Source organism: Staphylococcus sp. HMSC069D12, assembly GCF_001810405.1.
Lineage (GTDB): Bacteria > Bacillota > Bacilli > Staphylococcales > Staphylococcaceae > Staphylococcus > Staphylococcus haemolyticus.
Genome location: NZ_KV801108.1, coordinates 351,311 through 378,072 on the forward strand (window position 1 = coordinate 351,311; position 26,762 = coordinate 378,072).

General features: G+C 33.0%; 26 protein-coding genes and 1 riboswitch. Of the genes, 20 read left to right on the forward strand and 6 right to left on the reverse strand.

Features of this window, described 5'->3' with window-relative positions:
• The first annotated feature begins 5 nt into the window (after positions 1–5).
• A complete protein-coding gene (locus HMPREF2737_RS07470) occupies positions 6–1,151 on the forward strand; it encodes a globin domain-containing protein (protein ID WP_037549283.1) in 1,146 nt (381 codons plus the stop codon).
• A 165-nt stretch (positions 1,152–1,316) separates the two neighbouring features.
• Here HMPREF2737_RS07470 and folD read toward each other — a convergent pair whose 3' ends face one another.
• Positions 1,317–2,174 carry a bifunctional methylenetetrahydrofolate dehydrogenase/methenyltetrahydrofolate cyclohydrolase FolD gene (gene folD, locus HMPREF2737_RS07475; protein WP_037549286.1) on the reverse strand — a complete coding sequence of 286 codons (858 nt, stop codon included), beginning with the start codon at positions 2,172–2,174 and terminating at the stop codon, positions 1,317–1,319.
• A gap of 211 nt (positions 2,175–2,385) precedes the next feature.
• On the opposite strand from folD, the gene purE reads away from it, so the two are divergent.
• Genes purE through purD form a run of 11 tightly spaced genes read left to right on the forward strand, consistent with a single transcriptional unit; the run spans position 2,386 to position 13,622 of the window.
• Positions 2,386–2,868 (forward strand): 5-(carboxyamino)imidazole ribonucleotide mutase, encoded by a 483-nt coding sequence (gene purE, locus HMPREF2737_RS07480; protein ID WP_037549288.1) that lies wholly within the window; start codon positions 2,386–2,388, stop codon positions 2,866–2,868.
• A complete protein-coding gene (gene purK / locus HMPREF2737_RS07485; RefSeq protein ID WP_037549291.1) occupies positions 2,855–3,979 on the forward strand; it encodes a 5-(carboxyamino)imidazole ribonucleotide synthase in 1,125 nt (374 codons plus the stop codon). The genes purE and purK overlap by 14 nt, the downstream gene beginning before the upstream one ends.
• 3 nt (positions 3,980–3,982) lie before the next feature.
• A complete protein-coding gene (purC, locus tag HMPREF2737_RS07490; protein ID WP_037549294.1) occupies positions 3,983–4,687 on the forward strand; it encodes a phosphoribosylaminoimidazolesuccinocarboxamide synthase in 705 nt (234 codons plus the stop codon).
• Entirely contained in the window at positions 4,687–4,947 is a 261-nt protein-coding gene (gene purS / locus HMPREF2737_RS07495) for a phosphoribosylformylglycinamidine synthase subunit PurS (protein WP_033079949.1), read from the forward strand. The genes purC and purS overlap by 1 nt, the downstream gene beginning before the upstream one ends.
• 1 nt (position 4,948) lies before the next feature.
• On the forward strand, positions 4,949–5,620 hold the full coding sequence (purQ, locus tag HMPREF2737_RS07500; RefSeq protein ID WP_033079948.1) for a phosphoribosylformylglycinamidine synthase I: 672 nt from the start codon (positions 4,949–4,951) through the stop codon (positions 5,618–5,620).
• Positions 5,613–7,802, forward strand: coding sequence for a phosphoribosylformylglycinamidine synthase subunit PurL (gene purL, locus HMPREF2737_RS07505; RefSeq protein WP_037549300.1), 2,190 nt, complete (start codon positions 5,613–5,615; stop codon positions 7,800–7,802). The genes purQ and purL overlap by 8 nt, the downstream gene beginning before the upstream one ends.
• The gene (gene purF, locus HMPREF2737_RS07510; protein WP_037549320.1) at positions 7,781–9,265 is read left to right on the forward strand and encodes an amidophosphoribosyltransferase; all 1,485 of its coding nucleotides are present in this window, start codon (positions 7,781–7,783) and stop codon (positions 9,263–9,265) included. Before purL ends, purF begins: the two co-directional genes overlap by 22 nt.
• Positions 9,258–10,289, forward strand: a complete 1,032-nt coding sequence (gene purM / locus HMPREF2737_RS07515; protein WP_037549304.1) for a phosphoribosylformylglycinamidine cyclo-ligase — start codon at positions 9,258–9,260, stop codon at positions 10,287–10,289. The genes purF and purM overlap by 8 nt, the downstream gene beginning before the upstream one ends.
• The gene (gene purN / locus HMPREF2737_RS07520; protein ID WP_037549307.1) at positions 10,289–10,855 is read left to right on the forward strand and encodes a phosphoribosylglycinamide formyltransferase; all 567 of its coding nucleotides are present in this window, start codon (positions 10,289–10,291) and stop codon (positions 10,853–10,855) included. The genes purM and purN overlap by 1 nt, the downstream gene beginning before the upstream one ends.
• 15 nt (positions 10,856–10,870) lie before the next feature.
• Entirely contained in the window at positions 10,871–12,349 is a 1,479-nt protein-coding gene (purH, locus tag HMPREF2737_RS07525; protein ID WP_037549314.1) for a bifunctional phosphoribosylaminoimidazolecarboxamide formyltransferase/IMP cyclohydrolase, read from the forward strand.
• 34 nt (positions 12,350–12,383) lie between these two features.
• Complete coding sequence (purD, locus tag HMPREF2737_RS07530) at positions 12,384–13,622, forward strand: phosphoribosylamine--glycine ligase (RefSeq protein WP_037549317.1); 1,239 nt, start codon at positions 12,384–12,386, stop codon at positions 13,620–13,622.
• A 240-nt stretch (positions 13,623–13,862) separates the two neighbouring features.
• On the opposite strand, the gene HMPREF2737_RS07535 is transcribed toward purD, so the two are convergent.
• The 4 genes from HMPREF2737_RS07535 to graF form a co-directional block, all read right to left on the reverse strand.
• Entirely contained in the window at positions 13,863–14,672 is an 810-nt protein-coding gene (locus HMPREF2737_RS07535; RefSeq protein ID WP_037549331.1) for an energy-coupling factor transporter transmembrane component T family protein, read from the reverse strand.
• The gene (locus HMPREF2737_RS07540) at positions 14,665–16,068 is read right to left on the reverse strand and encodes an ABC transporter ATP-binding protein (RefSeq protein WP_037549333.1); all 1,404 of its coding nucleotides are present in this window, start codon (positions 16,066–16,068) and stop codon (positions 14,665–14,667) included. Before HMPREF2737_RS07540 ends, HMPREF2737_RS07535 begins: the two co-directional genes overlap by 8 nt.
• A gap of 12 nt (positions 16,069–16,080) precedes the next feature.
• The gene (locus HMPREF2737_RS07545; RefSeq protein ID WP_011276153.1) at positions 16,081–16,656 is read right to left on the reverse strand and encodes an ECF transporter S component; all 576 of its coding nucleotides are present in this window, start codon (positions 16,654–16,656) and stop codon (positions 16,081–16,083) included.
• A gap of 88 nt (positions 16,657–16,744) precedes the next feature.
• Positions 16,745–16,844, reverse strand: a riboswitch (TPP riboswitch).
• Positions 16,845–17,128: 284 nt separating this feature from the next.
• A complete protein-coding gene (gene graF / locus HMPREF2737_RS11665; protein ID WP_110709032.1) occupies positions 17,129–17,248 on the reverse strand; it encodes a glycopeptide resistance-associated protein GraF in 120 nt (39 codons plus the stop codon).
• A gap of 149 nt (positions 17,249–17,397) precedes the next feature.
• Here graF and auxA point away from each other — a divergent pair, with 149 nt between their 5' ends.
• The 5 genes from auxA (at position 17,398) to ptsP (ending at position 22,974) form a co-directional block, all read left to right on the forward strand.
• Entirely contained in the window at positions 17,398–18,693 is a 1,296-nt protein-coding gene (gene auxA / locus HMPREF2737_RS07550; RefSeq protein WP_037549334.1) for a lipoteichoic acid stability factor AuxA, read from the forward strand.
• A gap of 189 nt (positions 18,694–18,882) precedes the next feature.
• On the forward strand, positions 18,883–20,055 hold the full coding sequence (locus HMPREF2737_RS07555) for a class I SAM-dependent rRNA methyltransferase (RefSeq protein ID WP_037549335.1): 1,173 nt from the start codon (positions 18,883–18,885) through the stop codon (positions 20,053–20,055).
• Positions 20,056–20,112: 57 nt separating this feature from the next.
• On the forward strand, positions 20,113–20,655 hold the full coding sequence (locus HMPREF2737_RS07560) for a hypothetical protein (protein ID WP_037549339.1): 543 nt from the start codon (positions 20,113–20,115) through the stop codon (positions 20,653–20,655).
• A 334-nt stretch (positions 20,656–20,989) separates the two neighbouring features.
• Entirely contained in the window at positions 20,990–21,256 is a 267-nt protein-coding gene (locus HMPREF2737_RS07565; protein WP_011276148.1) for a phosphocarrier protein HPr, read from the forward strand.
• Positions 21,257–21,258: 2 nt separating this feature from the next.
• Complete coding sequence (gene ptsP, locus HMPREF2737_RS07570) at positions 21,259–22,974, forward strand: phosphoenolpyruvate--protein phosphotransferase (protein ID WP_037549342.1); 1,716 nt, start codon at positions 21,259–21,261, stop codon at positions 22,972–22,974.
• Positions 22,975–23,084: 110 nt separating this feature from the next.
• Here ptsP and HMPREF2737_RS07575 read toward each other — a convergent pair whose 3' ends face one another.
• A complete protein-coding gene (locus tag HMPREF2737_RS07575; RefSeq protein WP_011276145.1) occupies positions 23,085–23,318 on the reverse strand; it encodes a glutaredoxin family protein in 234 nt (77 codons plus the stop codon).
• Positions 23,319–23,521: 203 nt separating this feature from the next.
• Between HMPREF2737_RS07575 and HMPREF2737_RS07580 the strand changes: the two genes are divergently transcribed.
• From HMPREF2737_RS07580 to HMPREF2737_RS07590, 3 genes are all read left to right on the forward strand, one after another.
• Positions 23,522–24,874 carry a cytochrome ubiquinol oxidase subunit I gene (locus tag HMPREF2737_RS07580; protein ID WP_037549345.1) on the forward strand — a complete coding sequence of 451 codons (1,353 nt, stop codon included), beginning with the start codon at positions 23,522–23,524 and terminating at the stop codon, positions 24,872–24,874.
• Positions 24,874–25,890, forward strand: a complete 1,017-nt coding sequence (locus HMPREF2737_RS07585; RefSeq protein WP_037549348.1) for a cytochrome d ubiquinol oxidase subunit II — start codon at positions 24,874–24,876, stop codon at positions 25,888–25,890. The genes HMPREF2737_RS07580 and HMPREF2737_RS07585 overlap by 1 nt, the downstream gene beginning before the upstream one ends.
• 126 nt (positions 25,891–26,016) lie before the next feature.
• Positions 26,017–26,676, forward strand: a complete 660-nt coding sequence (locus HMPREF2737_RS07590) for a potassium channel family protein (RefSeq protein WP_011276142.1) — start codon at positions 26,017–26,019, stop codon at positions 26,674–26,676.
• The last annotated feature ends 86 nt before the right edge of the window (positions 26,677–26,762 follow it).

Genomic DNA, 26,762 nt, shown 5'->3' on the forward strand with positions numbered 1-26,762 from the left:
CTTTCATGTTAAATGAAAAAGAAAAAGGCATTATCAAAGAAACGGTACCAGTATTACAAGAGAAAGGGACTGAAATAACCTCATATTTTTACAATAGAATGTTCAATCAACATCCAGAATTAAAAAATATGTTTAACCAAACGAACCAACAAAAAGGATTTCAATCAACTGCATTAGCGCAAAGTGTTTTAGCAGCAGCTGTTAATATTGATAATTTAGGCAACATCATGCCTGTAGTTAAAGAAATCGCTTATAAACATTGTGCATTAGAAGTTCCGCCAGCAGGTTATGACATTGTTGGAGAAAATTTAATAGAAGCAATAAAGGCAGTAGTAGGACTAGAAGATGATCATCCAATCATACAAACTTGGAAGAAAGCTTATCAAGAAATCGCAGATGTGTTTATTCAAGTTGAAAAAGATATCTATGCTAGTATGCTTTGGGAAGGTTTCCAACCTTTTGAAATCGAAAAAATCGAACAATTATCTTCAGATATCAAAGCTTTCACAGTTAAATCTACTGACTATGATTTAAGTCAATTTACACCTGGTGAATACATCACTGTGGATGTAAGTAGTGAAAAAATGCCATATCGCGCAAAAAGACATTATTCAATTGTATCTGGAGAAAACGAGCGTTTAACATTTGCTGTTAAACGTGATGTGACAACTGACCATGAAGGTGAAGTTTCAACTATATTGCATGATGAATTAAAAGAAGGAGACAAAATTAATTTATCAGCACCCGTAGGTCCATTTGCGGTTGCAAATCCTGAAAAGCCTCAATTATTTATTGGTGCGGGTATCGGTGTTACACCATTAGTTTCAATGTTTAATGAAGTGGTTGTTAAAGATAGTAATGCTCAATTTATTCAAGTAACTGGAGATGTCAATGATACACCATTCACTTCATATTTAGAAAATATTAGTCAAAAATCAGACAAAGCAAAATATGAACTTTATGATCGCGAAAAAAATGGCTATTTAACTAAAGAATACTTAGAAAAATATATAAGTGAAAATACAGAGATTTATGTTTGTGGTGGTGCTAAATTCATTCAATCTGTTATTGAAGTATTAAAAGCATTAGATGTTGATCAAAGTCATATTCATTATGAAACATTTGTACCAAAATTAAGTGTTGCAGTTTAATATTGAAATAGATATTTATTAATATGATTTTGTATAAATTATAAATGAATAAAGCACAGGGATGATATTTAATAAACATCATCCCTGTGCTTTTATTTCGCTTTGTTTAATTGAAATTTAAACGACTTACTCAACATACATATAGTTTAAGTAAGAATAATTATATTATTCAATGCCACGACGCATTTTTTCAGCTAATAATGTATTATTAAGCACCATAGTTATTGTTAATGGGCCAACGCCACCTGGAACTGGCGTAATTGCACCGGCAACTTCTTTAACTTCTTCAAATTCAACGTCACCTTTTAATTTACCATTCTCATCTGGAGTATTACCAACGTCAACAATAACAGCGCCTTCTTTTACATCATCTTTAGTTACTAAACCTGGTTGACCAACTGCACTGACAATAACATCAGCATCTTTCAAATGGCTATGCATGTCTTTAGTACGTGAATGTAGAATAGTTACTGTAGCGTTAGCTTGTAATAATAATTTTGATACTGGTTGACCGACAATATGGCTACGACCAATAACAACTGCATTTTTACCTTCTAAATCAATATCAGCATGTTTAAGAATTTCCATAATGCCTAGTGGCGTACATGGAACAAAAGTTTGCTCATCAATATATAACTTACCGATATTTGAGGGGTGGAAGCCATCAACGTCTTTTTCAGGATTAATCGCATCTAAGATTTTTTGTTCACTTACTTGTTTAGGAAGAGGTACTTGAACTAATATTCCACTTACTGAATCATCATTGTTTAAACGGTCTAATTCTTTTAATACATCTTCTTCAGAAGTATCCTCATCTAAATGAACAATTTCAGAAATCATACCGATTTTTTCAGCAGCTTTCTTTTTAGAGTTTACATAGCTTTGACTCGCACCATCATTACCTACTAAGATTACGGATAATTTTGGTGTGTAACCTTTTTCTTTTAAAGCTTCAACTTGATTTTGTAAACCTTGTCTGTAGTCCTTAGAAATTTGTTTCCCATCTAAAATTTTTGCAACCACAAAAAATTCCTCCTTGTTTGTTTAAATCATACTTATACCTTAACTTTAAATCTTCTGTCACGTCAATCGATAGCCGAAAGACGTAAATTAAAAGTAAAAATTAAGTTAAAGTTCGATTTTTGATTGAAAAAGCATCTCATGATTGTTATGCTATATCTGTAATATACAACTAATCGTAAATAAATTTCAAACTTTTGAAAGGGTGTACAACGTGAAAGTAGCGGTTATTATGGGTAGTTCTTCAGATTGGAAGGTTATGCAAGAAAGTTGTGCGATGTTAGATAAATTCGAAATACCGTACGATAAGAAAGTCGTTTCGGCACATCGTACGCCTAAATTAATGTATGAATTTGCAAGTCAAGCTAGAACACATGGATACGATGTCATTATTGCTGGTGCAGGTGGCGCTGCACATCTACCAGGAATGGTTGCATCAATGACAACAATACCTGTTATAGGAGTACCGATTGAGTCAAAAAGTTTAAAAGGATTGGATTCTTTATTATCGATTGTTCAAATGCCAGGAGGTATTCCGGTGGCTACAACTGCAATAGGTAATGCAGGTGCAAAAAATGCTGGGATATTAGCTGCGAGAATTTTAAGTATTAGTAATGAATCAGTTCGTAAACATTTAGATGAATATGAGCAAAGTCTAGTAGATAAAGTTGGTGAAATGCAAAATGAACTTCAGTAAATTAAAGTTCGGTGACACGATTGGTATTATTGGAGGCGGTCAATTAGGTAAAATGATGGCTCAATCTGCTCAAAAAATGGGTTTTAAAGTCATTTGTTTAGACCCTAACCCTGATAGTCCGTGTAAATCAGTAGCTCACGAATTTATAACTGCCGCTTATGACGATGAAGAAGCTTTGCATGAACTCGGTGAGAAATCTGATGTAATCACCTATGAGTTTGAAAATATTTCAGCTGAACAACTTATTCGTCTAACTCAAAAATTCAATATTCCTCAAGGTTATCAAGCTATTCAATTATTACAAGATCGTTTAACTGAAAAACAAACATTACAACAAGCAGGATCTAAAATTGTTCCTTTTTTACCTATTAAAGAGGAAAAAGACCTAAATATTGTGATTAATCAATTAGGATATCCATTTATAGTTAAAACGCGTTTTGGTGGATACGACGGTAAAGGACAAGTCTTAGTTAAAAATGAAGAATCCATTCAAGAAGCTAAAGATCTCATTTCACAACAAGAGTGTGTAGCAGAACAATTTCTTGATATTGCACTCGAAGTTTCTTTAACTGTTACGATTGGTAACCAAAAACAAATTACGTATTTCCCTCTTCAAGAAAATGAACATCGAAATCAAATATTATTTAAAACCATTGTGCCTGCGAGAAGTGATAAGGAACAAGAAGCTAGAGATGAAGTAAATAAAATTATTAATGAGGTACATTTTGTAGGTACGTTTACAGTCGAATTCTTCATCGATAAATCAAATCAATTATATGTAAATGAAATTGCACCACGACCACACAATTCCGGACATTATTCAATTGAAGCTTGTGATTATTCACAATTTGATACACATATATTAGCAGTTACTGGACAAAATCTTCCAAAAGAAATTGAAATTTTAAAACCTGCAGTGATGATGAATTTGTTGGGTCGCGATTTAGATTTATTAGAAGATAAGTTTGCTAATCATCCAGAATGGCATGTTCATATTTATGGGAAACCTGAACGTAAACCTAATCGTAAAATGGGGCATATGACAATTTTAACGAATAATGTCGATGAAACTGAGAAAGATATGCTCAAACAGTTTGAAGGGAGAGAATAGTTAATGGCGCTATTATATGAAGGAAAAGCGAAAAGAATTTTCTCAACAGACAATGTAGGTCAATTGAGAGTTGAGTATAAAGATGAAGTTACGGCTGGTAATGGTGCAAAAAAAGACAAAATGGAAGGTAAAGGACGATTAAATAATCAAATTACCTCTATAATATTTGAATATTTAGCTCAACATGGAATTGCGAGTCATTTTATTAAGCAGCTTTCTGAAACGGAACAATTAGTTGAAGAAGTTAAAATCATTCCACTAGAAGTTGTAGTACGTAACATAGCAACAGGTTCTATAACGAAACGCTTAGGTTTTAACAAAGGTTATGAATTCGAAGCACCGTTAGTTGAATTTTTCTATAAAAATGATGACTTAAATGATCCATTAATTACGGATGATCACGTTAAACTTTTAAAAATAGCGAACGATAGTGAAATTGAAACACTAAAAACTATGGCTAAAGATATTAATAAAGTATTAGTTCAATTGATGGATGAGATGGATTTAAGATTAGTTGATTTTAAAGTTGAATTTGGTAAAACTTCTGACGGTAAAATTTTATTAGCTGATGAAATTTCTCCAGATACATGTCGTATTTGGGATAAATATTCTGATTCTAACTTTGATAAAGACGTCTATCGCAATGATACAGGTTCACTTATTGACACATATACAACATTTTTAAATAAATTGGAGGAATTAAAATAATGAAAACTATTGAACTTCACATTACATTACAACCACAGGTGTTAGATACTCAAGGACAAGCACTAAATCGAGCTGTTCACGACTTAGGTTATAAACAAGTTAATGATATTCGTGTAGGTAAAGTTTTATACATGACGGTTGACGAAGCAACTGATGAAGCGGTCGATAACATTGTGACGACATTAAGCGAAAAGTTATTCGCAAATACTGTAATTGAAGAATATAGTTATAAAATCGTTGACGAAAAGGAGAATGCATAAAATGAAATTTGCAGTTCTCGTATTCCCAGGATCTAATTGTGATAGAGATATGTACAACGCAGCGATTAAGTCAGGTGCGCAAGCAGATTATGTTGATTATCGTGAGACATCATTGGAAGGTTATGATGGCGTATTAATTCCTGGTGGTTTTTCATTTGGAGACTATTTACGTTCAGGTGCAATGGCGAGTGTAGCACCAATAATTAACGAAGTAAAGCGCTTGGCTAATGATGGCAAACCCGTTCTAGGTGTATGTAACGGATTCCAAATTCTCACTGAGATTGGTTTATTACCTGGTGCATTACTTCATAATGATTCTCATTTATTTATTAGCAGAAATGAAAATCTAAAAATTGCTAATAATCAAACTCCTTTTACAAATTTGTATGGTGAAAATGAAATTGTAGTTTATCCAGTAGCGCATGGCGAAGGTCATTATTATTGCACAGATGACATATATAACGAATTAGTTGAAAATAATCAAATTATCTTAACATATGAAGATAATCCAAATGGCTCTCATGAAAATATTGCAGGTATTGTAAATAAAGCAGGTAATGTTTGCGGAATGATGCCACACCCTGAACGTGCGCTTGAAAAAATTCTTGGAACTGACAGTGGCGTGAAATTATTTGAAGCAATGGTTAATAGTTGGAGGGAACAAAATGTCTAAGTTTATCGAACCTAGTATTGAAGAAATTAAGTTTGAAAAATTATATCAAGATATGGGCTTAAGTGACGCAGAATATAACAAAGTTTGTGAAATATTAGGAAGAGAACCTAATTTTACAGAGATAGGCATCTTCTCGGTTATGTGGAGTGAGCACTGTTCTTATAAGCACTCTAAACCATTCTTAAAACAATTTCCAACTACTGGTGAGCATGTCTTAATGGGACCAGGTGAAGGCGCAGGTGTTGTGGATATTGGTGATAATCAAGCAGTAGTATTTAAAGTTGAATCACATAACCATCCGTCAGCTATCGAACCTTATCAAGGTGCTGCAACTGGTGTAGGTGGCATCATTAGAGATATCGTATCAATTGGAGCTAGACCAATCAATCTGTTAAACAGTCTACGATTCGGTGAATTATCAGTAAAACAAAATCAACGTTTATTAAAAGGCGTTGTCCGTGGTATTGGTGGTTACGGTAATTGTATTGGTATACCAACTACGGCAGGAGAAATTGAATTTGATGATCGCTATGATGGAAATCCATTGGTTAATGCCATGTGTGTAGGTGTTATTGATCATGACATGATTCAAAAAGGGACTGCTAAAGGTGATGGTAACTCAGTCATTTATGTAGGTTTAAAAACAGGGCGTGATGGTATTCATGGTGCAACTTTTGCATCTGAAGAGTTAACTGAAGAAAGTGAAAGTAAAAGACCATCTGTTCAAATTGGTGACCCTTTTGTAGGTAAAAAATTAATGGAAGCCACATTAGAAGCGATTACTTTCGACGAATTAGTTGGTATTCAAGATATGGGGGCCGCTGGTTTAACATCTTCATCATCAGAAATGGCAGCTAAAGGTGGCAGTGGTCTTGAATTACATTTAGATCAAGTACCTACACGAGAACCAGGTATTTCACCTTATGAAATGATGCTTTCTGAAACACAAGAAAGAATGTTATTAGTAGTTGAAAAAGGTACTGAACAAAAATTTTTAGATTTATTTGAAAAACATGAACTTGATAGTGCAGTTATCGGTGAGGTAACAAATACTGACCGCTTCGTACTTAAATATGAAGATGAAGTATTCGCGGATATACCGGTTCAATCACTTGCAGATGAAGCGCCGGTCTATGTTTTAGAAGGTGAAGTGAAAGAGTATAACACATCTAAAAATGACTATAGCTCTATAAATGTCGAAGAAACATTCAAGAAACTCCTAATACATCCAACGATTGCCTCAAAACATTATTTGTATGAACAATATGATCAACAAGTTGGTGCCAATACTATCATTAAACCAGGTTTACAATCTTCAGTTGTTCGTGTTGAAGGTACGAATAAAGCTGTAGCCTCTACAATTGATGGCGAAGCGCGTTATGTGTTTAATCAGCCTTATGAAGGTGGAAAAATGGTCGTAGCTGAAGCCTATCGAAATTTAATAGCAGTAGGTGCAACACCACTTGCTATGACGGATTGCTTAAATTATGGCTCTCCTGAAAAGAAAGAAATCTATCAGCAGTTAATTGATTCAACGAAAGGTATGTCAGAAGCGTGTGAAGTATTAAAAACACCGGTAGTTTCAGGTAACGTATCACTCTATAACGAAACACGTGGCACATCCATTTTCCCAACGCCTGTCGTAGGAATGGTAGGTTTGATAGATGACATTGATTATCTAAATGATTTCCATCCTGAAGCTGGTCATAAATTATATTTAGTTGGTGAAACAAGAGATGACTTTGGTGGTAGTCAAGTTGAAAAATTATTATACGGTAAAGTCAATCATGAATTTGAAGCGATTGATTTAAGCGATGAAGCTAATAAAGGAGAAGCAGTCAAGAATGCGATTAGAAGTGGCGTGGCTTCTCACGTACAAACAGTTGGTAAAGGTGGTTTATTGATCACTTTAGCACGTATCAGTGCTCATTATGGTTTAGGATTAGAAGCTTCCATTGACCTTTCAGATGCACAATTGTTTAGTGAAACGCAAGGTCGATATATTATTGTTGTTAAAGAAGGACAGACGTTAAATATTGAGGGAGCTGTAGAAATTGGTCAATTAACAGATGTTGATGAATTTAAAGTTACTAATGCTCAAAGTTCGATTGTTGAAAAAGTCTCAGAGATTAAAGAAAGTTGGGAAGGAGCAATTGCACAATGTTTAACTACAGTGGATTAAACGAAGAATGTGGTGTGTTCGGCATTTGGAATCATTCAGAAGCCACTCAATTAACCTATATGGGACTTCACAGTTTACAACATCGTGGTCAAGAAGGTGCAGGTATTGTTGTATCAGATGGAGAAGTTTTAAAAGGTGAACGTGGTCTTGGATTGTTAACAGAAGCAATAAAAGGTGATCAAATGGATCAACTTAAAGATGGACACAACGCCATAGGCCATGTTCGCTACGCCACATCAGGTAATAAAGGGATTGAAAATATACAACCATTTTTATATCACTTTTACGATATGAGCGTTGCGATTTGCCACAATGGTAATTTAATTAATGCCCAGACGTTACGTCAATATTTGGAAAAACATGGTGCAATCTTCCATTCTTCATCTGACACTGAAGTGATTATGCATTTAATACGCAGAAGTAAAGCGCCAACTTTTGAAGAAGCCTTAAAAGAGAGCTTGCGACAAATTAAAGGCGGATTCACATTTGCAATACTTACTAAAGATGCATTATATGGAGCAGTAGATCCTAATGCTATCCGTCCACTGGTAGTAGGTAAAATGCAAGATGACACGTACATCTTAGCTAGTGAAACATGTGCCATTGATGTATTAGGTGCTGAATACGTGCAAGATATCCATGCCGGAGAATATGTTGTTATTAATAATGAAGGTATTGAAGTGAAATCATATACGAGTCATACAAATACAGCAATCTCAGCTATGGAATATATTTATTTCGCTCGTCCTGATTCTACTATTGCTGGCAAAAATGTTCATGCTGTTCGTAAAGCATCTGGAAAAAAATTAGCACAAGAAAGCCCTGCAAATGCAGATATGGTTATTGGTGTACCCAACTCATCATTATCAGCTGCAAGTGGGTATGCTGAAGAAAGCCACCTACCTTATGAAATGGGGTTGGTGAAGAACCAATATGTAGCTCGTACATTTATCCAACCGACTCAAGAGTTAAGAGAACAAGGTGTCCGCGTTAAATTGTCGGCAGTCAAGGATATCGTAGAAGGTAAACGAATTGTTTTAGTTGATGATTCAATTGTACGTGGAACAACGAGTAAACGTATTGTCAGAATGTTAAAAGACTCCGGAGCAAAAGAAGTTCACGTAAGAATCGCTTCTCCAGAATTTATGTTCCCAAGCTTTTACGGAATAGATGTTTCAACGACTGCTGAACTCATATCTGCAAGTAAGTCACCTAAAGAAATTTGTGATTATATTGGTGCAGACTCATTATCTTATTTAAGCGTAGACGGTCTAATTGAATCGATTGGATTAAATTATGACGCACCGTATAGTGGTTTATGTGTAGAGAGCTTTACAGGTGATTATCCAGCAGGACTATTTGATTACGAAGATAAATATTATAAGAACTTAAGTCAACGTCAACAGGATTATATTAATAATCATAAACACTACTTTGATAGAGAGGGTAATATTCATGTCTAAAGCTTATGAACAATCAGGTGTTGATATTCATGCAGGTTATGAAGCGGTTGAGAGAATGTCTAGTCATGTTAAACGAACAATGCGTAAAGAGGTACTTGGTGGTTTAGGTGGATTTGGTGCTACCTTTGATTTGTCTCAATTAAATATGAAGGCGCCTGTACTAGTTTCTGGTACAGATGGTGTTGGTACTAAATTGAAATTGGCTATTGATAATGATAAACACGATACAATCGGAATAGATGCAGTAGCAATGTGTGTAAATGATATTTTGACTACTGGTGCTGAGCCATTATATTTCTTAGATTATATTGCAACGAATAAAGTTATTCCGGAAGTAATCGAACAGATTGTTAAAGGTGTAAGTGATGGGTGCGAAGAGACTAACACTGCACTTATTGGTGGAGAAACAGCTGAAATGGGTGAAATGTATCATGAAGGTGAATATGACCTTGCCGGATTTGCTGTTGGAGCAGTCGAGAAAGACGACTATATTGATGGATCAGCAATTCAAGAAGGTCAAGCCATCATTGGTTTAGCCTCTAATGGAATACATTCAAATGGTTATAGCTTAGTACGTAAATTAATTAAAGAATCTGGTATTGATTTAAATGACGATTTTGATGGTCGTACATACTTAGAAACATTTTTAGCCCCAACGCAATTATATGTTAAACCAATTCTTGCTTTGAAAAAAGCTGTTCAAATTAAAGGAATGAATCATATCACTGGTGGTGGTTTCTATGAAAACATTCCACGTGGATTACCTGATGGATTAGCAGCGAAAATTTATACACAAGCTTTTCCTACACCAAAAGTATTTGATTGGTTACAACAACAAGCTAATATTGGAACGGATGAAATGTACAATGTCTTTAATATGGGTATTGGTTTCACAGCCATAGTAGATAAAAAAGACGTTGCACAAACACTTGATATCTTAAAACAACAAGGTATTTCTTCTTACGAAATAGGTGAAATTATTGCCAATGCAGAGTCACCCATTTTACTTGAGGGGGTAGAATAGTGACTAAAGTAGCTATATTTGCATCTGGATCAGGTAGTAATTTTGAGAATATTGTGCTAAAAGCAGATAAAGGGGAGCTCAACAATATAGAAATTACTTCATTATATACTGATCATCACGATGCATATTGTGTTGAACGAGCAAAACAATTAAAAGTAGCAGTTAATATAAATGAGCTTAAGGATTTCACTACTAAAGCAGATTACGAACAACATTTAATAGAACTGTTAAAGCGTGAAGAAGTTGAGTGGATAATACTTGCTGGCTATATGCGATTAATTGGACCTGATTTATTAGACGCTTACGAAGGTAAAATTTTAAACATCCATCCATCACTATTACCGAAATATAAGGGGAAAGATGCTATTGGACAAGCGTTTAATAGTGGCGATAAGGTAACTGGTTCAACTGTACATTATGTTGATAGTGGTATGGATACGGGAGAAATTATTGAACAACGACAATGTGATATAAAACAGGACGATACTAAAGAGAATTTGGAAGAACGTGTAAAGCGTTTGGAGTATGAACTTTATCCAAGTGTTATAGCTAAAGTTATTAAATAAGGAGTTAATCTAATAATGAAAAAAGCAATTTTAAGTGTCTCAAACAAAAGTGGAATAGTGGAGTTTGCTAAATCTTTAATCAAATTAGATTATGAATTATATTCAACTGGAGGAACTAAAGGTGCTTTAGAAGATGCTTCTGTACCGGTGAAATCTGTTTCAGAATTAACGCAATTTCCTGAAATTATGGACGGACGTGTTAAAACATTACACCCGGCAGTACATGGTGGCATTTTAGCAGATCGTGATAAACCTGAACATTTAGAACAGTTATCAGAACAACATATTGATTTAATCGATATGGTAGTAGTTAACTTATATCCTTTCCAAAAAACAGTCGCAAAACCGGATGTAACAGAAGCAGAAGCAATTGAAAACATCGATATTGGCGGACCTACAATGTTACGTGCTGCAGCTAAAAACTTTAAACATGTGACTACAATTGTACATCCAGCTGATTATAATGAAGTCATTGAACGCATAAAGGAAGACCGACTCGATGAGGATTTCCGTAAAGAATTAATGATTAAAGTTTTTGCACATACGAACGAATATGATCATGCCATTGTAAGTTTTTTCAAAGGTGATAGTGAACAATTAAGATACGGTGAAAACCCTCAGCAATCAGCGCGTTTTGTTCGTACTTCGAATAGCAAACACACAATTGCAGGTGCTAAACAATTACATGGTAAAGCTTTAAGTTTTAACAATATTAAAGATGCTGATTCTGCACTTTCACTTGTTAAGAAATTTAAAGAGCCTGCTGCGGTTGCAATTAAACATATGAACCCTTGTGGTGTTGGTATTGGCGACAATATTGAAACTGCATTTAAACATGCTTATGATGCAGATAATCAATCTATCTTTGGTGGCATTATCGCATTAAATAGAACAGTAACTGCTGATTTAGCTGAAACATTACATGCTATATTTTTAGAAGTAGTGATTGCTCCAAGATTTACTGATGAAGCTTTAGACATTTTAACTAAAAAGAAAAACATACGTCTATTAGAAATAGATATGACGATTGATAATCGTGAAGAAGAATTTGTTTCAGTTTCAGGTGGGTATTTAGTTCAAGATAAAGATAATTTTGAGGTAGCTAAAGAAGACATGAAAGTAGTAACTGAAAAAGCGCCTACAGATGATCAATGGGATGCAATGCTACTTGGTTGGAAAGTGATTCCATCTGTTAAAAGTAATGCTGTTATATTGAGCAATACCAAACAAACTGTAGGCATTGGTGCAGGTCAAATGAACCGTGTTGGTTCAGCCAAAATAGCTTTAGAGCGTGCTATAGAAATGAATGACAATGTTGCTTTAGTATCAGACGGCTTTTTCCCAATGGATGATACGGTTGAATTAGCTGCAAAACATGGTATCAAAGCCATCATACAACCGGGTGGATCAATTAAAGATCAAGACTCAATAGATATGGCGAATAAATATGGTATTGCCATGGTGACTACAGGCATGCGTCACTTTAAGCATTAATTAATCATTCAAAATAATGGAAGGGGTAATATAAATGAATGTTTTAGTTATCGGAGCAGGTGGTCGAGAGCATGCTTTAGCAAATAAATTGCATCAATCACCGTTAATTGATCAATTGCACGTAATTCCAGGTAATGATGCTATGGCTAATGTTGCAAGAGTGCATACTGAGATTGCAGAGTCTGATCATGAGTCAATCTTAAACTTTGTTAAAGAAAATAAGGTTGAATGGGTGGTTGTTGGTCCTGAACAACCATTAATTGATGGTTTATCTGATAAATTACGTCAATCAGGAGTTAAAGTGTTTGGTCCTAATAAAGATGCAGCTCAAATTGAAGGATCTAAGTTGTTCGCTAAAAAAATTATGCAAAAATATAATATTCCAACAGCAAAATATAAAGAAACTAATAACAAAACAGATGCGCTGACATATGTAAATCATTGTGATTTACCAATTGTAGTTAAAAAAGATGGTTTAGCTGCTGGTAAAGGTGTAATCATTGCTGAAACACGTGAAGACGCAATTAAAGCAGTAGAATCACTTTATCCTGAAGAACATGGTGAAGTGGTATTTGAGCAATTTTTAGAGGGTGAAGAATTTTCATTAATGACATTTATTAACGGGGATTATGCAGTTCCATTTGATTGTATTGCGCAAGACCATAAACGTGCTTTTGATAATGATGAAGGACCAAACACTGGAGGAATGGGTGCATATTGCCCGGTGCCACATATTACTGAAGATGTCTTAGAACGCACAAATAAAGATATTGCACAGCCTATTGCAAAAGCGATGAAAGCTGAAGGTTATGATTATTTTGGATTACTTTATATTGGTGCTATTTTAACGTCAGAAGGCCCGAAAGTAATTGAATTTAATGCGCGCTTTGGTGATCCTGAAGCTCAAGTTTTATTAAGTCGTTTGGAAAGTGATTTAATGGCTCAAATTGTTGCTTTAGATCGTAAAGAACCTATTCTATTTCAATGGCAAGATGATTTTGTTGTAGGAGTTATGCTAGCTTCTAAAGGATATCCAGGTGCTTATGAAAAAGGAGCTAAAGTAACAGGCTTTGAATTAAATGATACTTATTTTGTGAGTGGATTGCATAAAGAAGATGATGGATTTGTTACTTCAGGAGGCAGAGTTATATTAGCTGTTGGAAAAGGAGAAACAATTGAAGAAGCGCAAAAAGCAGCCTATAAAAATGTAGAAAAAATTAAGAGTGATAATCTATTTTATCGTAATGATATTGGAAATAAAGCATTAAAATAAGTGAATATATAATTGTAGCCTGAGACATAATTCAATGACTCAGGCTACAATTATATATTGGCAGTAGTTGACTGATTTAAAATGCCATTGTAACAAGCTTTTTTTAATTTAAATCAACCTTGCCTGGTAGGCGGGGCCCAGCAAAGAGAATTTTCTCAAAGAAATTCTACAAGCTAAGCAAGCTGGGGTTACAACGAAATAAATTTTGAAAAATATTATTACTGTCCCACTTCCTTGTATCTATGATGTATAACCTGATACTCGTGCATCAGTAATGCCTGTTATAGGAAAGTATTGTGAAAGATAAAATGCGATAATTAGTATAGCCACAACGCAAATAATAAATAAAATATCTTTATAAGAAAATGGTGCTTTATAATAATAGGTTCTAGGACCGTCCTTAAAACCCTTAGATTCCATCGCAACAGACAATTGATGTGCTCGACGAATATTTTGGCTTAATATAGGTATCAATAAATGTTTTAATCGTTTTAGACCTCTATAATTTGAAGCATCAATCATTTGATAACGCATTTTCAATGACCGTCTTAATTGAATTAATGAAGTGAAAATGAGAGGCACCATTCTAATTGCAGCCATAAATGCATATGCAATTTTTGGTTTTACTTTTAAATGTTGCATCAAACTGTAAAAAATCATTACAATTTCGGATGTCAATGCTAATAAAATACCAAACATAGAGACTGTTATAGTTCTTAGTGATAAATGTAAACCACGTACGATGCTTTCAGTACTAATTTGAATAATCCCCCATTTAAATAACATATGCGTACCATCACCATAAAGAATCATAAATAATGATGATAATAAGGCAAACAAGACAGAGGCTAAAATAAATGCACCGGTGATTTTAAATTGAGTCCCATTAAATGCCATTAAAAAAATAAACATAATTATTGTTATATAAATCATATAATCAAAATTGTGAACGAAAATAATGAAAATAAATAATGATACACCAAGTAAAAGTTTTGTAATGATATTAACGTCATCTACAAAGGAATAATGTTTCTTCCAACGTTCAAACATTTGATTCACCTTCCTTCTCGATGAGTTGGTTGTCTTCAGCTATTAAACGACGTGTTGGATAACGATGTATGATTTCAGGATCGTGAGTAACCATAATAATGGTTTGTCCATTAGAAACTCTTTCCTGGAATAGTTCAATTAATTGAAAAGTATTATGGCTATCCAGTCCAAATGTAGGTTCATCAAGTAAGATGATTTCTGCTCGTGAACTAAGTGCAGTGGCCACACTAAGTCGTCGTTTTTGTCCCATAGATAATTCAAAAGGATGTTGATTTTTAACAGCTTCTAAATGTAATAACTTTAATAGTTTCATCGTTTCTTTTTCAGCGATTGATGGTTCTTGATGATTATAATGAATATATATCTCTTCATAAACTGAATTTGTTATGAATTGTAATTCTGGGTTTTGATAAACTAAATACATATGTTGAGCTGCGTCTTTAATTTTCTTTAACGTAGTATTTTTATATGACATAACGCCTTCATACTTTATTAGTTGCATCATAGATTCTAATAATGTTGTTTTACCTGTACCATTTTTCCCTGTAATAGTAATCCATTCTCCAGAACGAACAGTTAATTCGGGTACTTGGAACAAATGTTTTTTTCCTCGAATAATATTACCATTTTTATAGGCAAATAGCGTTTCATCTGTACTATGTGAAAATTTAGATGATTCTGGGGCATGGTCCCAAGCTTGTGGATGCCATACACCAAATTCTGTGAGTAAACTTTCGCAATTTTTCAACACATAATCTGGTGTTCCATCTGCTATGATTTGACCATCATAATTCATTAAAATGACTCTATCCACGTGTTCCCAAATGTGTTCAACTTTATGTTCTACTATAAGTACAGTTTGATCAGACCATAGTTGAATAAGTCTATGCCATAAATCAGCTGTAGCATCTACATCTAACATGGCAGTTGGTTCATCTAAGAATAATGTATTAGCTTCTTGTAAAATAGTTTCTACAATAGCGAGTTTTTGTTTCATGCCACCACTTAAATGATTGACAAAAGTATTATCAGTAACATTTAAATCAACAGAAGCAAGAGCTTCTTCAATGAGTGGATCCATTTGACTTCGTGGCACTTGTTTGTTTTCAAGAACGAATGCAAGTTCCTCATACACTTTAGGCATACAAAATTGAGTATCTGGATCTTGAAAAATAACACCGGAGTGTGGGTCAATTTCAAGCTCATCATATTTCATCGGTAATTCAATTAGATTTGGAACGATACCACTTAAAACATTAAGCAATGTGCTCTTACCAGATCCAGAAGGACCTAGTAAAAGCACTTTTTCTTTATCTTTAATTTCAATATTTAAATTATCAAAGATTTTACGTTCGCCGTTAGGATATTTTAGACGTAAATTTTTCGCTTTTAACAATTTAATTTCCCCTTATAGATTGTCGTAGTCTTTTTGAGATGCAGGGCGGAATAATTTCGTTACGCCTGTCTGATCTAATGCTTTAACAATCAGATAAGATAATAAACCTGCGATTACTATACCACTAATAGAACGGAAGATAATGAATAAAAGGAGGTTCCATCCTGCTACTTCAGCTAAATAGCCATAATAATAATCAACTGGGAATGATATTAAAGCAGTTGCTAATCCTGCTAATATAGCAACCATTAATGATCTAGATTTATATTTGAAAATAGCAAAAATAATTTCACAAGCTAAACCTTGAAGAATAGCATATACAATTGTAGGAATATCAAATTTACCCATAACGATTGTTTCACCAGCGCCTGCAGCAAATTCTGCAATTAGTGCAATACCAGGCTTAGGAATTATTAAATACGCAACGATAGCTGCCATAAACCAAACGCCATAAGTTAATTGCTCAATGTGAACACCGGCAACTTGGGCCACATTATATGCAAACCACCATAAATTATAAATAATTGCAAATACTACTGCAATCAGAACAGTTACTAATATTTCTGAAAGCTTTAAACCTTTTGACATGTTATTACCTCCTAAAAAAACGCACAACCATCCGTAGAAAAGTTGTGCGTGAATTTAAATAAAATGCTATATGTATTTACCACAATTATTTATATTAGCAACACTTTCCTACGCTAGTTTTAACTAGTTCAGGTTCAAAGGGTTCGAGGTTAAACCTCATCTCAGTATACACACCCCTAGTGCGTTTTATATTTAATTTATTTTAAATGTATGACTTTTAAGATTTAATGTCAAGATGATTTTGCTAAGTTACAAATAAAAAGGAGGGTTAGATTTGATTTTACTTTGAACACGCTGTTTCTTAATACATTTAGCATGTGAAATCTCTAGAATATTTAAACCTTGTAGTAAAAAAACTGGGAGAAGCTCGAAAAGAGCGTTCTCTCAGTTTTAGTTAACTACTACTTTTTAGCAGTGTAGCGTTTAAATATTTTATTGTTCTCAACTTCAGCGAATTGAGATTTCTTAATAATTAATCTAAAGTGTCTTGAATATCTTTTTTAGTTTGCTCAATATCATCTGATTTTTCTTCATTTTGTTCTTTTAATTTTTCTTCAACTTCTTTTGCTTTTTTAGCATCTTCGTTTGTCATAATTAACACTCCTTGATAGATTAATGATTACAATTTAAGTTTACCCATATAAAAGTAGGATAAACTTATATAGGTCTCGAGATGTATTTTATTGTTTAATAAAGACAAGATGAACATCTTACTATATAATGAAATTTGAGGTGAACAGTATGTCTTTTCTTAAGAAACACACCGAGATAATTTTTAGTTATATTATCGGTATCGTTTCACTCTTCACGGGTCTCATAATATTAATAAACTTACCTTTAATCAATCAATTAAAAGATAAAGAAAAAGTTGAATTGAAAATTCATAATTTATGGGATTTTCTTAATGCATTCTTCAGTGAAATAATTAGAGTGATGAGTAGGTTCATAGGCAACTTTCCTATTATTAGTGCAGTCATAATTATTCTGTTTGGTGTTCTTGTAATGCTTATTGGATACGCATTATTTAGAACTACGAAATATGATTACGACATCTCAATTTTCTTTTTAATTATTGGGATTTTATACTTCCTCATTTCAATTACTTTAATGACTCAAGTGTACAGTTTTTGGGCAATTATCTTTATTATTCCTTTTATAATTCACACAGGCTATATTGTATATAAAGATGAACTTAATGTTGCTAATAGAAAAAGCCATTATCTATGGATTATCTTTTCATACGGAATAAGTTATTTAATTACTCAAATTTCTCTATACGGTAAAATTGATGCCAATGAAATTGCACCAATAGATATCTTAAGTGTAAATACATTTTTCTTAGTTATGTGGTTATTAGCGCAAGCTTCAATATGGAATTTCCTATTCTTAAGAAGAGCTTTACCATTAACTAAAGAAGAATTGGGGGAAGAAGAACCTGAATTATCAAGAACAAGTAAGGGAAATGTTTCGAATCAGTCTAAAGTTCATTTTAAACAACTTCAAGATAAAACATCAGAATATGCACGAAAGACGAGAAGAAGTGTCGATTTAGATAAAATCAGATCAAAACGTGATAAATTTAAAAATAAATTCAAAAATGTATTTAATATTGAAGAAGATGATATACCAAATTGGATGAGACGTCCTAAATGGATTAAACCAGCATATGTAGAAATATTCTGTGGTTTCATTCTATTCTTATTTACATTTATCGAATTTAATAACAGAAACGCATTGTTTGTTTCTGGTGAATGGGAACTATCTCAAACGCAATATGTTGTTGAATGGGTAACATTGTTATTGTTAATGTTTGTAATCATTACATACATTGCAACTACATTTACACATTTCTTAAGAGGTAAACATTATTATTTACAATTATTTATGATTAGTATTCTATTCTTTAAATTGTTAACTGAATTCGTAAACATTATGATTCATGGATTATTATTATCGATTTTTATTACTCCAACTCTAATCTTAATGTTGATGGCGGTTATTATCGCATTTACGTTACAATTGAGAGAAAGACCTTAATTATTTCAAATTTTACTTAGGTGGAAGCGTCAAATCTATGGTGACAAAATAGACTTCGCGATCCACCTTTTTTGTTTATGTTATTTTGTGTAATGACAAATTCATATTTGTTAAAATAATAACGAATAATATTTAGAAACTTTTATAAACTTTAAACTACAAAAGCATTCAAATTAGGAGCGTTAACAAATGAAAATAGCAACTTTAAATAGAGGTAAGGAATCAAAGTATTTAAATCAATATCCACTTGTGGATGAAGATGATATTTATAACAATGATCATTTAAAAGAAGGCGATCTATTTTATCTTATGAACGGTCAAGAACAGTACATTGCGACTGCATATGTAGGACGTCAACATAAAGGTTTAGGCTGGGTATTGAGTTATGATCAAAACGAAGCCATTAATACTTCTTTTTTCGAAAAACAATTTCAAATTGCATTACAAGAGCGTGATTATTACTATCACATTGAAGGAACCAATGCGTTTAGACTATTTAACGCTGAAGGCGATGGTGTCGGAGGTTTAACAATCGATAATTACGATGGTCACTTATTGATTCAATGGTATTCAAAGGGGATATATAAGTTTCGCTATAATGTCATTGAAGCCATTCAACAAGTATTTCCATTTAAGTCAATTTATGAAAAAATGCGTTTTAAAGACTCTGAATACACCGGTGGACATGTACTCGGTGAAACACCTGATTTTCCAATAGTTATAGAGGAGAATTTTACATTTTACAATGTAGACTTAGATGATGGTTTGATGACAGGTATATTCTTAGATCAAAAAGAAGTACGTAAGAAATTACGTGATCATTTTGCAAAAGAGAAAGATATACTAAATTTATTTAGTTATACAGGTGCGTTTTCTGTAGTAGCTGCTCAAAATGCTAAATCAACGACAAGCGTAGATTTAGCCAACCGTTCACGTAGTTTAACTGAAGAAAACTTTGGTTTAAATGGTATTGACCCTAAAAGTCAATATATATATGTTATGGATACATTTGATTTTTACAATTATGCTGCACGACATGGCAAAGTTTACGACACAATAGTTATTGACCCACCAAGTTTTGCAAGAAATAAGAAGAAAACATTCTCAGTACAAAAGAATTATGATGATTTAATTAATGGTGCATTAAGTATACTTGCTCCAAATGGCTCGTTATTATTATGTACAAATTCAAGTGCTTTCTCATTAAAAGCATTTAAAAATGTTATTAAAACAGCACTTAACGAAGCGGGTGTAACTTACGAAATTGAGGAAGTAATGGGCTTACCTAAGGACTTTAAAACACATCCACACTATAAACCCTCAAAATATTTAAAAGCTGTATTCATTAATATCAAGCATTAAATGATAAAAAGTGGGTATAAATGTTTAATGAATGAATTATGAAAGGTGTGTCTATTAATGGGCATTATGAATAGATTTTCAAGTGGAGTTACAAACAAAGTTGGTAATAAAGTTCTAAACATTGAAGAAATTAAAGAAAAAAGTATTTTACCAACAACGAAAGAAGAAATAGTTGAGCGCAGAGCTAAAGCAGAAACAATTGTGAAGAAAAAGTCACTTTTATCTTCAGGTATGAGTGTTGTACCAATTCCAGGATTAGATTTCGGTGTAGATATTAAATTAATGAGAGATATTATTGAAGATATTAATAAAATTTATGGTTTAGATCACAAACAAGTTAATACACTTGGCGATGATGTGAAAGAACGAATTCTTGCAGCAGCTGCTATACAAGGCAGTTCATTTATTGGTAGAAAAGTGTCTAGTGCAGTACTTAAAGTGATTATTAGAGATATGGCAAAACGTGCGGCAGCAAAACAAACTAAATGGTTCCCAGTTGTGGGACAAGTTGTCTCAGCATCAATAAGCTATTATTTCATGAATAAACTTGGACGTGAACATATCGAAAAATGTGAAAAAGTGCTTCATGATATTATTTAAATTGAAAATGTTGTAGTATAATTGAAGTGAGCTTAGTGATAAAGCTAAAATAATTATCATACAAATTTGTCTTAAAATATCATTTAAACCGAAGTTGTTATAGGGATTTTAATTAGTGTTTTGTGCATATTATAAGTAAGTGAAAAATATTGAAGATTAGAATCTAATTTATACAATTTGAAACACTTGTTTATTTCTATAAAAACCGATTATAATAGTTTTTCAATCCTATTAGAATTGAATTTAGTATTATATTTTGGTAGTGTTATGGTATAAAATTATGTTAGATTATGACAAATTTGAATATTCTAACTTTGCGAAGGAGAAATAGATTATGGAACAAAAATCTTATGTAATTATTGATGAAACTGGTATTCATGCACGTCCTGCAACTATGTTAGTTCAAACTGCATCAAAATTTGATTCAGATATTCAATTAGAATATAACGGTAAAAAAGTTAACTTAAAATCAATCATGGGCGTTATGAGTTTAGGTGTAGGTAAAGATGCTGAAATCACTATCTATGCTGATGGAAGCGATGAAGCAGACGCAATTCAAGCTATCAGTGATGTCTTATCTAAAGAAGGTTTAACTGAATAATTATGTCAAAATTAATTAATGGTATTGCGGCATCAGACGGTGTCGCAATTGCTAAAGCTTATTTATTAGTAGAACCTGATTTATCATTCACTAATGAAAAAGTCACTGATACTGATGCTGAAATCCAAAAATTCAGAAATGCGTTAGAAGCTTCTAAAATTGAATTAACTAAAATCAGAAATAATGCTGAAAAACAATTAGGTCCTGATAAAGCCGCAATCTTTGATGCGCATTTATTAGTACTTGATGATCCAGAGTTGATTCAACCAATCGAAGACAAAATTGCGAACGAAAAAGTGAGTGCCCCAGAAGCGCTTGATGAAGTAACTTCACAATTTATTACAATCTTCGAATCTATGGATAATGAATACATGAGAGAGCGTGCAGCAGATATTAGAGACGTATCTAAACGTGTGCTAGCACATCTTTTAGGTGTTAAATTACCAAACCCAAGTATGATTGATGAAAGTGTTGTTATCGTTGGTAACGACTTAACGCCTTCAGATACTGCACAATTAAATAAAGAATTTGTTCAAGGTTTCGTAACAAATATTGGTGGTCGTACGAGCCATTCAGCAATTATGAGTCGATCATTAGAAATTGCTGCAGTTGTTGGTACAAAATCAGTTACTAAAGAAGTTAAACAAGGCGATATGGTTATCGTTGACGGAATCACAGGTGACGTTATTGTTGACCCTACAGAAGATGAGTTAATTGCTTATCAAAACAAACGTGAACGTTTCTTTGAAGATAAAAAAGAATTACAAAAATTACGTGATGCTGAAACGGTAACAATCGACGGTGAACATGCTGAATTAGCTGCTAATATCGGTACACCTGATGATTTATACGGTGTAATGGAAAATGGTGCTGAAGGAATCGGTTTATATAGAACTGAATTCTTATATATGGGTAGAGATCAAATGCCAACTGAAGATGAGCAATTTGAAGCCTATAAAAAAGTGCTAGAAACAATGAAAGACAAACGAGTTGTAGTTCGTACATTAGATATTGGTGGCGATAAAGAATTACCTTATTTAAATCTACCTAAAGAGATGAACCCATTCTTAGGTTACAGAGCAATTCGTCTATGCTTAGATCAGCAAGATATCTTCAGAACACAATTACGTGCATTATTACGCGCGTCAGCTTACGGTAAATTAAACATTATGTTCCCAATGGTAGCTACAATCAATGAATTCCGTGATGCTAAAGCCATTCTTTTAGAAGAAAAAGAAAATCTTAAAAATGATGGTCATGACGTATCTGATGAAATTGAGTTAGGTATCATGGTTGAGATTCCATCTACAGCTGCTTTAGCTGATATCTTTGCTAAAGAAGTGGATTTCTTCAGTATCGGTACTAATGATTTAATTCAATATACTATGGCAGCTGACCGTATGTCAGAACGCGTTTCATACTTATACCAACCTTATAACCCAGCTATTTTACGCTTGGTTAAACAAGTCATTGAAGCTTCTCATAAAGAAGGTAAATGGACTGGTATGTGTGGTGAAATGGCTGGAGACGAAACAGCTATCCCATTATTATTAGGTTTAGGATTAGATGAATTCTCAATGAGTGCGACATCTATCTTAAAAGCTAGAAGACAAATTATTGGTTTAAGTAAAAATGAAATGTCTGAATTAGCAAATCGTGCAATTAATTGTGCTACTCAAGAAGAAGTAAAAGATTTAGTTAATAACATTTCTAAATAATGATGTATTCGAAACACCTTAACTTAAGTTGAGGTGTTTTTGTATTACAAAATAAAAAACCTAACAACTAAATAGTTCCTTTTTAGTGTTAGGTTATTACTGCGATGACTTTATGATTTAATGTGACACTTAGTGTTGATTTTATCCAAATCAACTTGATACATTGGTTCACCATCTAAAAGTATAAAAGGTGTAGCAAATGCATCGTAATCAATCATCTCAGAACGGTATTCATTATTCGAGATATTTTTTTCAATGTAATCTACCTTGTGTTCTGTAAGATAATTTTTTACAAATGTACAAGGCGGGCAATCATTTTGTGTATAAATAACTAATTCCGTCAATTTAGTTCACTCCCAATTTGGTTGTTATCATGAAAATTACTATATAAAATTTTTGATCCAATTGCAAACTGTGAAAATTATGTGAATTACATATTAAAAATCTTTCTTAAATTTAAGCAAAAGGATTTAGTTAGAAATTAGAACATAATATAATTTAAATTAATTGCTTTTTAAAAATTAGATATAGAAAAGGTGATAAAATTATGGATTCCGTTGAAATTAGTCGTTTCCTAACAGGTATGACTCTAGCAGTACATATCATCTTTGCGACTGTCGGTGTTGGTATGCCTTTAATGTTCGCAATCGCAGAATTTTTAGGAATTAAAAACAAGGATCCTAAATATATAGCACTAGCTAAGCGTTGGTCGAAAGGTTATACCATTACTGTGGCTGTTGGTGTTGTAACTGGTACGATTATCGGTTTACAATTATCATTAATTTGGCCAACATTTATGAAAATGGGTGGGCACGTGATTGCTTTACCTTTATTTATGGAGACTTTTGCATTCTTCTTTGAAGCTATTTTCCTTAGTATTTATTTATACACATGGGATCGCTTTAAAAATAAATGGACACACTTCATTATTAGTATACCGGTCATCATTGGTGGTTCATTCTCCGCGTTCTTTATTACTTCTGTAAACTCATTTATGAATACACCTGCAGGTTTTGAAATGAAAGATGGCAAAATGGTTAATGTACAACCACTTGAAGCAATGTTCAATTCATCATTCCTAGTTAGGGCGTTTCATGTAGTAGCTACAGCAGGTATGACAATGGCGTTTATTCTTGCATCTATTGCAGCTTTTAAATTATTGAAAAATAAATACAACAAAGATGCAGAATATCATAAAAAGGCCTTAAAGATGACTATGATTGTTGGTTTCATATCAACATTATTGTCAATGTTAGCTGGAGACTTATCTGCTAAATTCTTACATCAAGTTCAACCAGAAAAACTTGCAGCTTACGAATGGCATTTTGATACACAATCTAAGGCTGATTTAGTATTTTTCGGAGTTCTAAATGAAAAGACTCAAGAAGTTGAAGGTGCAATCAAGATTCCAGGTATGCTTAGTTTCTTGGCAGACAACAATGTAAATACTAAAGTAGAGGGTCTTAATGACTTCCCTAAAAATGAATTACCTCCATTAATCGTTCATTATTTCTTTGACTTAATGGTAACTATGGGTGTGTTATGTTTTGTTATTTCAGGAGCCTTTATTTTAACTTTAATGATTAAAAAACTGCGTAAATACGTTACGCATAAAGGTATGCTATATGCAGTTCTTCTTACAGGACCAGCTGCAATGTTAGCAATCGAATTTGGATGGTTTTTAACTGAGGTAGGTCGTCAGCCATGGATTGTTAGAGGTTATATGCGAGTAAGTGAAGCTGCTACTCAGGCAGGAGGAATAACACTTGTAACAATTCTATTCGGACTACTTTATCTAGTATTACTTTTTACATCTGCATATGTTTTAATTCGCATGTTCAAAGACAAACCTGCTCAAAATGATGTAGATAAAGTCATTGAAAAGGGAGGTCATGCTTAATGGATTACACAACTATAGGTATTACCGTACTTTGGACTTTCTTATTCTTATATATCATTGTTGCTTCAATTGACTTTGGTGCAGGTTTCTTTACCTTACACACAAAATTAACTGGGGAAGAGAGAAAGATAAATCACTTAGTAGAGCGTTACTTAAATCCTGTTTGGGAAGTTACTAATGTTTTCTTTGTTTTCTTCTTTGTCGGATTCGTAGGATTTTTCCCTGATTCAGCGTTATACTTTGGTACTGTGCTATTAGTTCCTGGTTCAATTGCATTGATTTTAATTTCTATTAGAGGAAGTTTTTACGCGTTTGAACATTATGGTCAGGATACTAAATTACCATGGATTATCATGTATGGACTTACAGGTTTGTTAATACCAGCATCATTGGCAACGGTATTAACTATATCTGAAGGTGGCTATATTACTGAACGTGGTTCTCATTTTGATTTAGATTGGTTCCAATTATTACTAAGTCCATTTGCATGGTCAGTCGTCTTTCTAGCAATCATAAGTGTATTATATATTTCTTCTGGATTTTTAACATATTACGCTTCGAAAGCTAAAGATGAAGTAGCTTATAAATATATGCGACAATGGTTTATTTTCTGGGGACCTCCAATGATTATTATTTCTCTATTTGTTTTCTTATCTCTAAGAATTCAAAATGCAGATCATTTTAATAATGCAGTTCAAAATTATTGGTGGATGTTCGCATTAAGTTTCATTTGTTTTGTAGTAGCCGGAATTTTAAACTTCATCAAGAAATATCATGGTCTAGCATTTATTATGGTTATATTACAAATGGCATTCGCTTTTTATGGATACGGAATAAGTAAATTACCTTACTTGTTATATTCATACATCAAAGTGAGTGATTCAGGTGTTAATGCTTCAATGGGCTTAGCACTAGTGATTGTATTTATTTTAGGTTTACTTTTATTAGTTCCATCGTTAATATTATTATTAAGATTATTTGTATTCGATAAAGAATATGTTGAGGGTAAAAAATAATTATAATAATAAAAGGGGGCTGAAATAATTAACATCTATGTACATTAACTTGGTTAATAGTGATCTACATGATGTCGATTGTTTCAGCTTTTTCCTTATTTTTTTATAGATAGGGGTAGCCATTAAATGGAGAAAGAATATGTTGTTATTGGGTTAGGTCGATTTGGTGGAAGTATTGTAAGAGAATTAAATGCATTAGATATGGATGTTATGGCAATTGATAGAGATGAGGCACGCGTCAATGAATATAGTGATATTGCAACGCATGCTGTAGTAGCTGATACTACTGATGAAGCAGTGATGAAAAGTTTAGGGATACGTAACTTTGATCATGTTATAGTAGCGATTGGTGAAAATATTCAATCTAGTACATTAACTACGCTAATTCTCAAAGAGTTAGGAGTTAAGAAAGTTACAGCTAAAGCTCAAAATGATTATCATGCTAAAATTTTAAATAAAATTGGTGCGGATACAGTTGTCCATCCTGAAAGAGATATGGGACGACGAATCGCTCATAATGTCGCAAGTGCTAGTGTTTTAGATTACCTTGAATTAGCAGATGAGCATTCACTAGTTGAATTAAAAGCAAGCGAAAAAATGACAGGCCAATCAATTATTGATTTGGATATTCGTGCGCAATTTGGAATTAATATAATAGCAATTAAACGAGGCAAGGAAATTGTTGTATCACCAGACCCGTCTATGAATATAGAATTTGGAGATATATTGATTATGATCGGACACGATAATGATTTAAATCGTTTTGAAAAGAAAATTGTAAGATAAATGTTGCATCACAACTATTTAATGACTACTAAATAAAAATCTATTGATTTCATATTTAGTAACATTGATATTTGTGATGTTTTTAT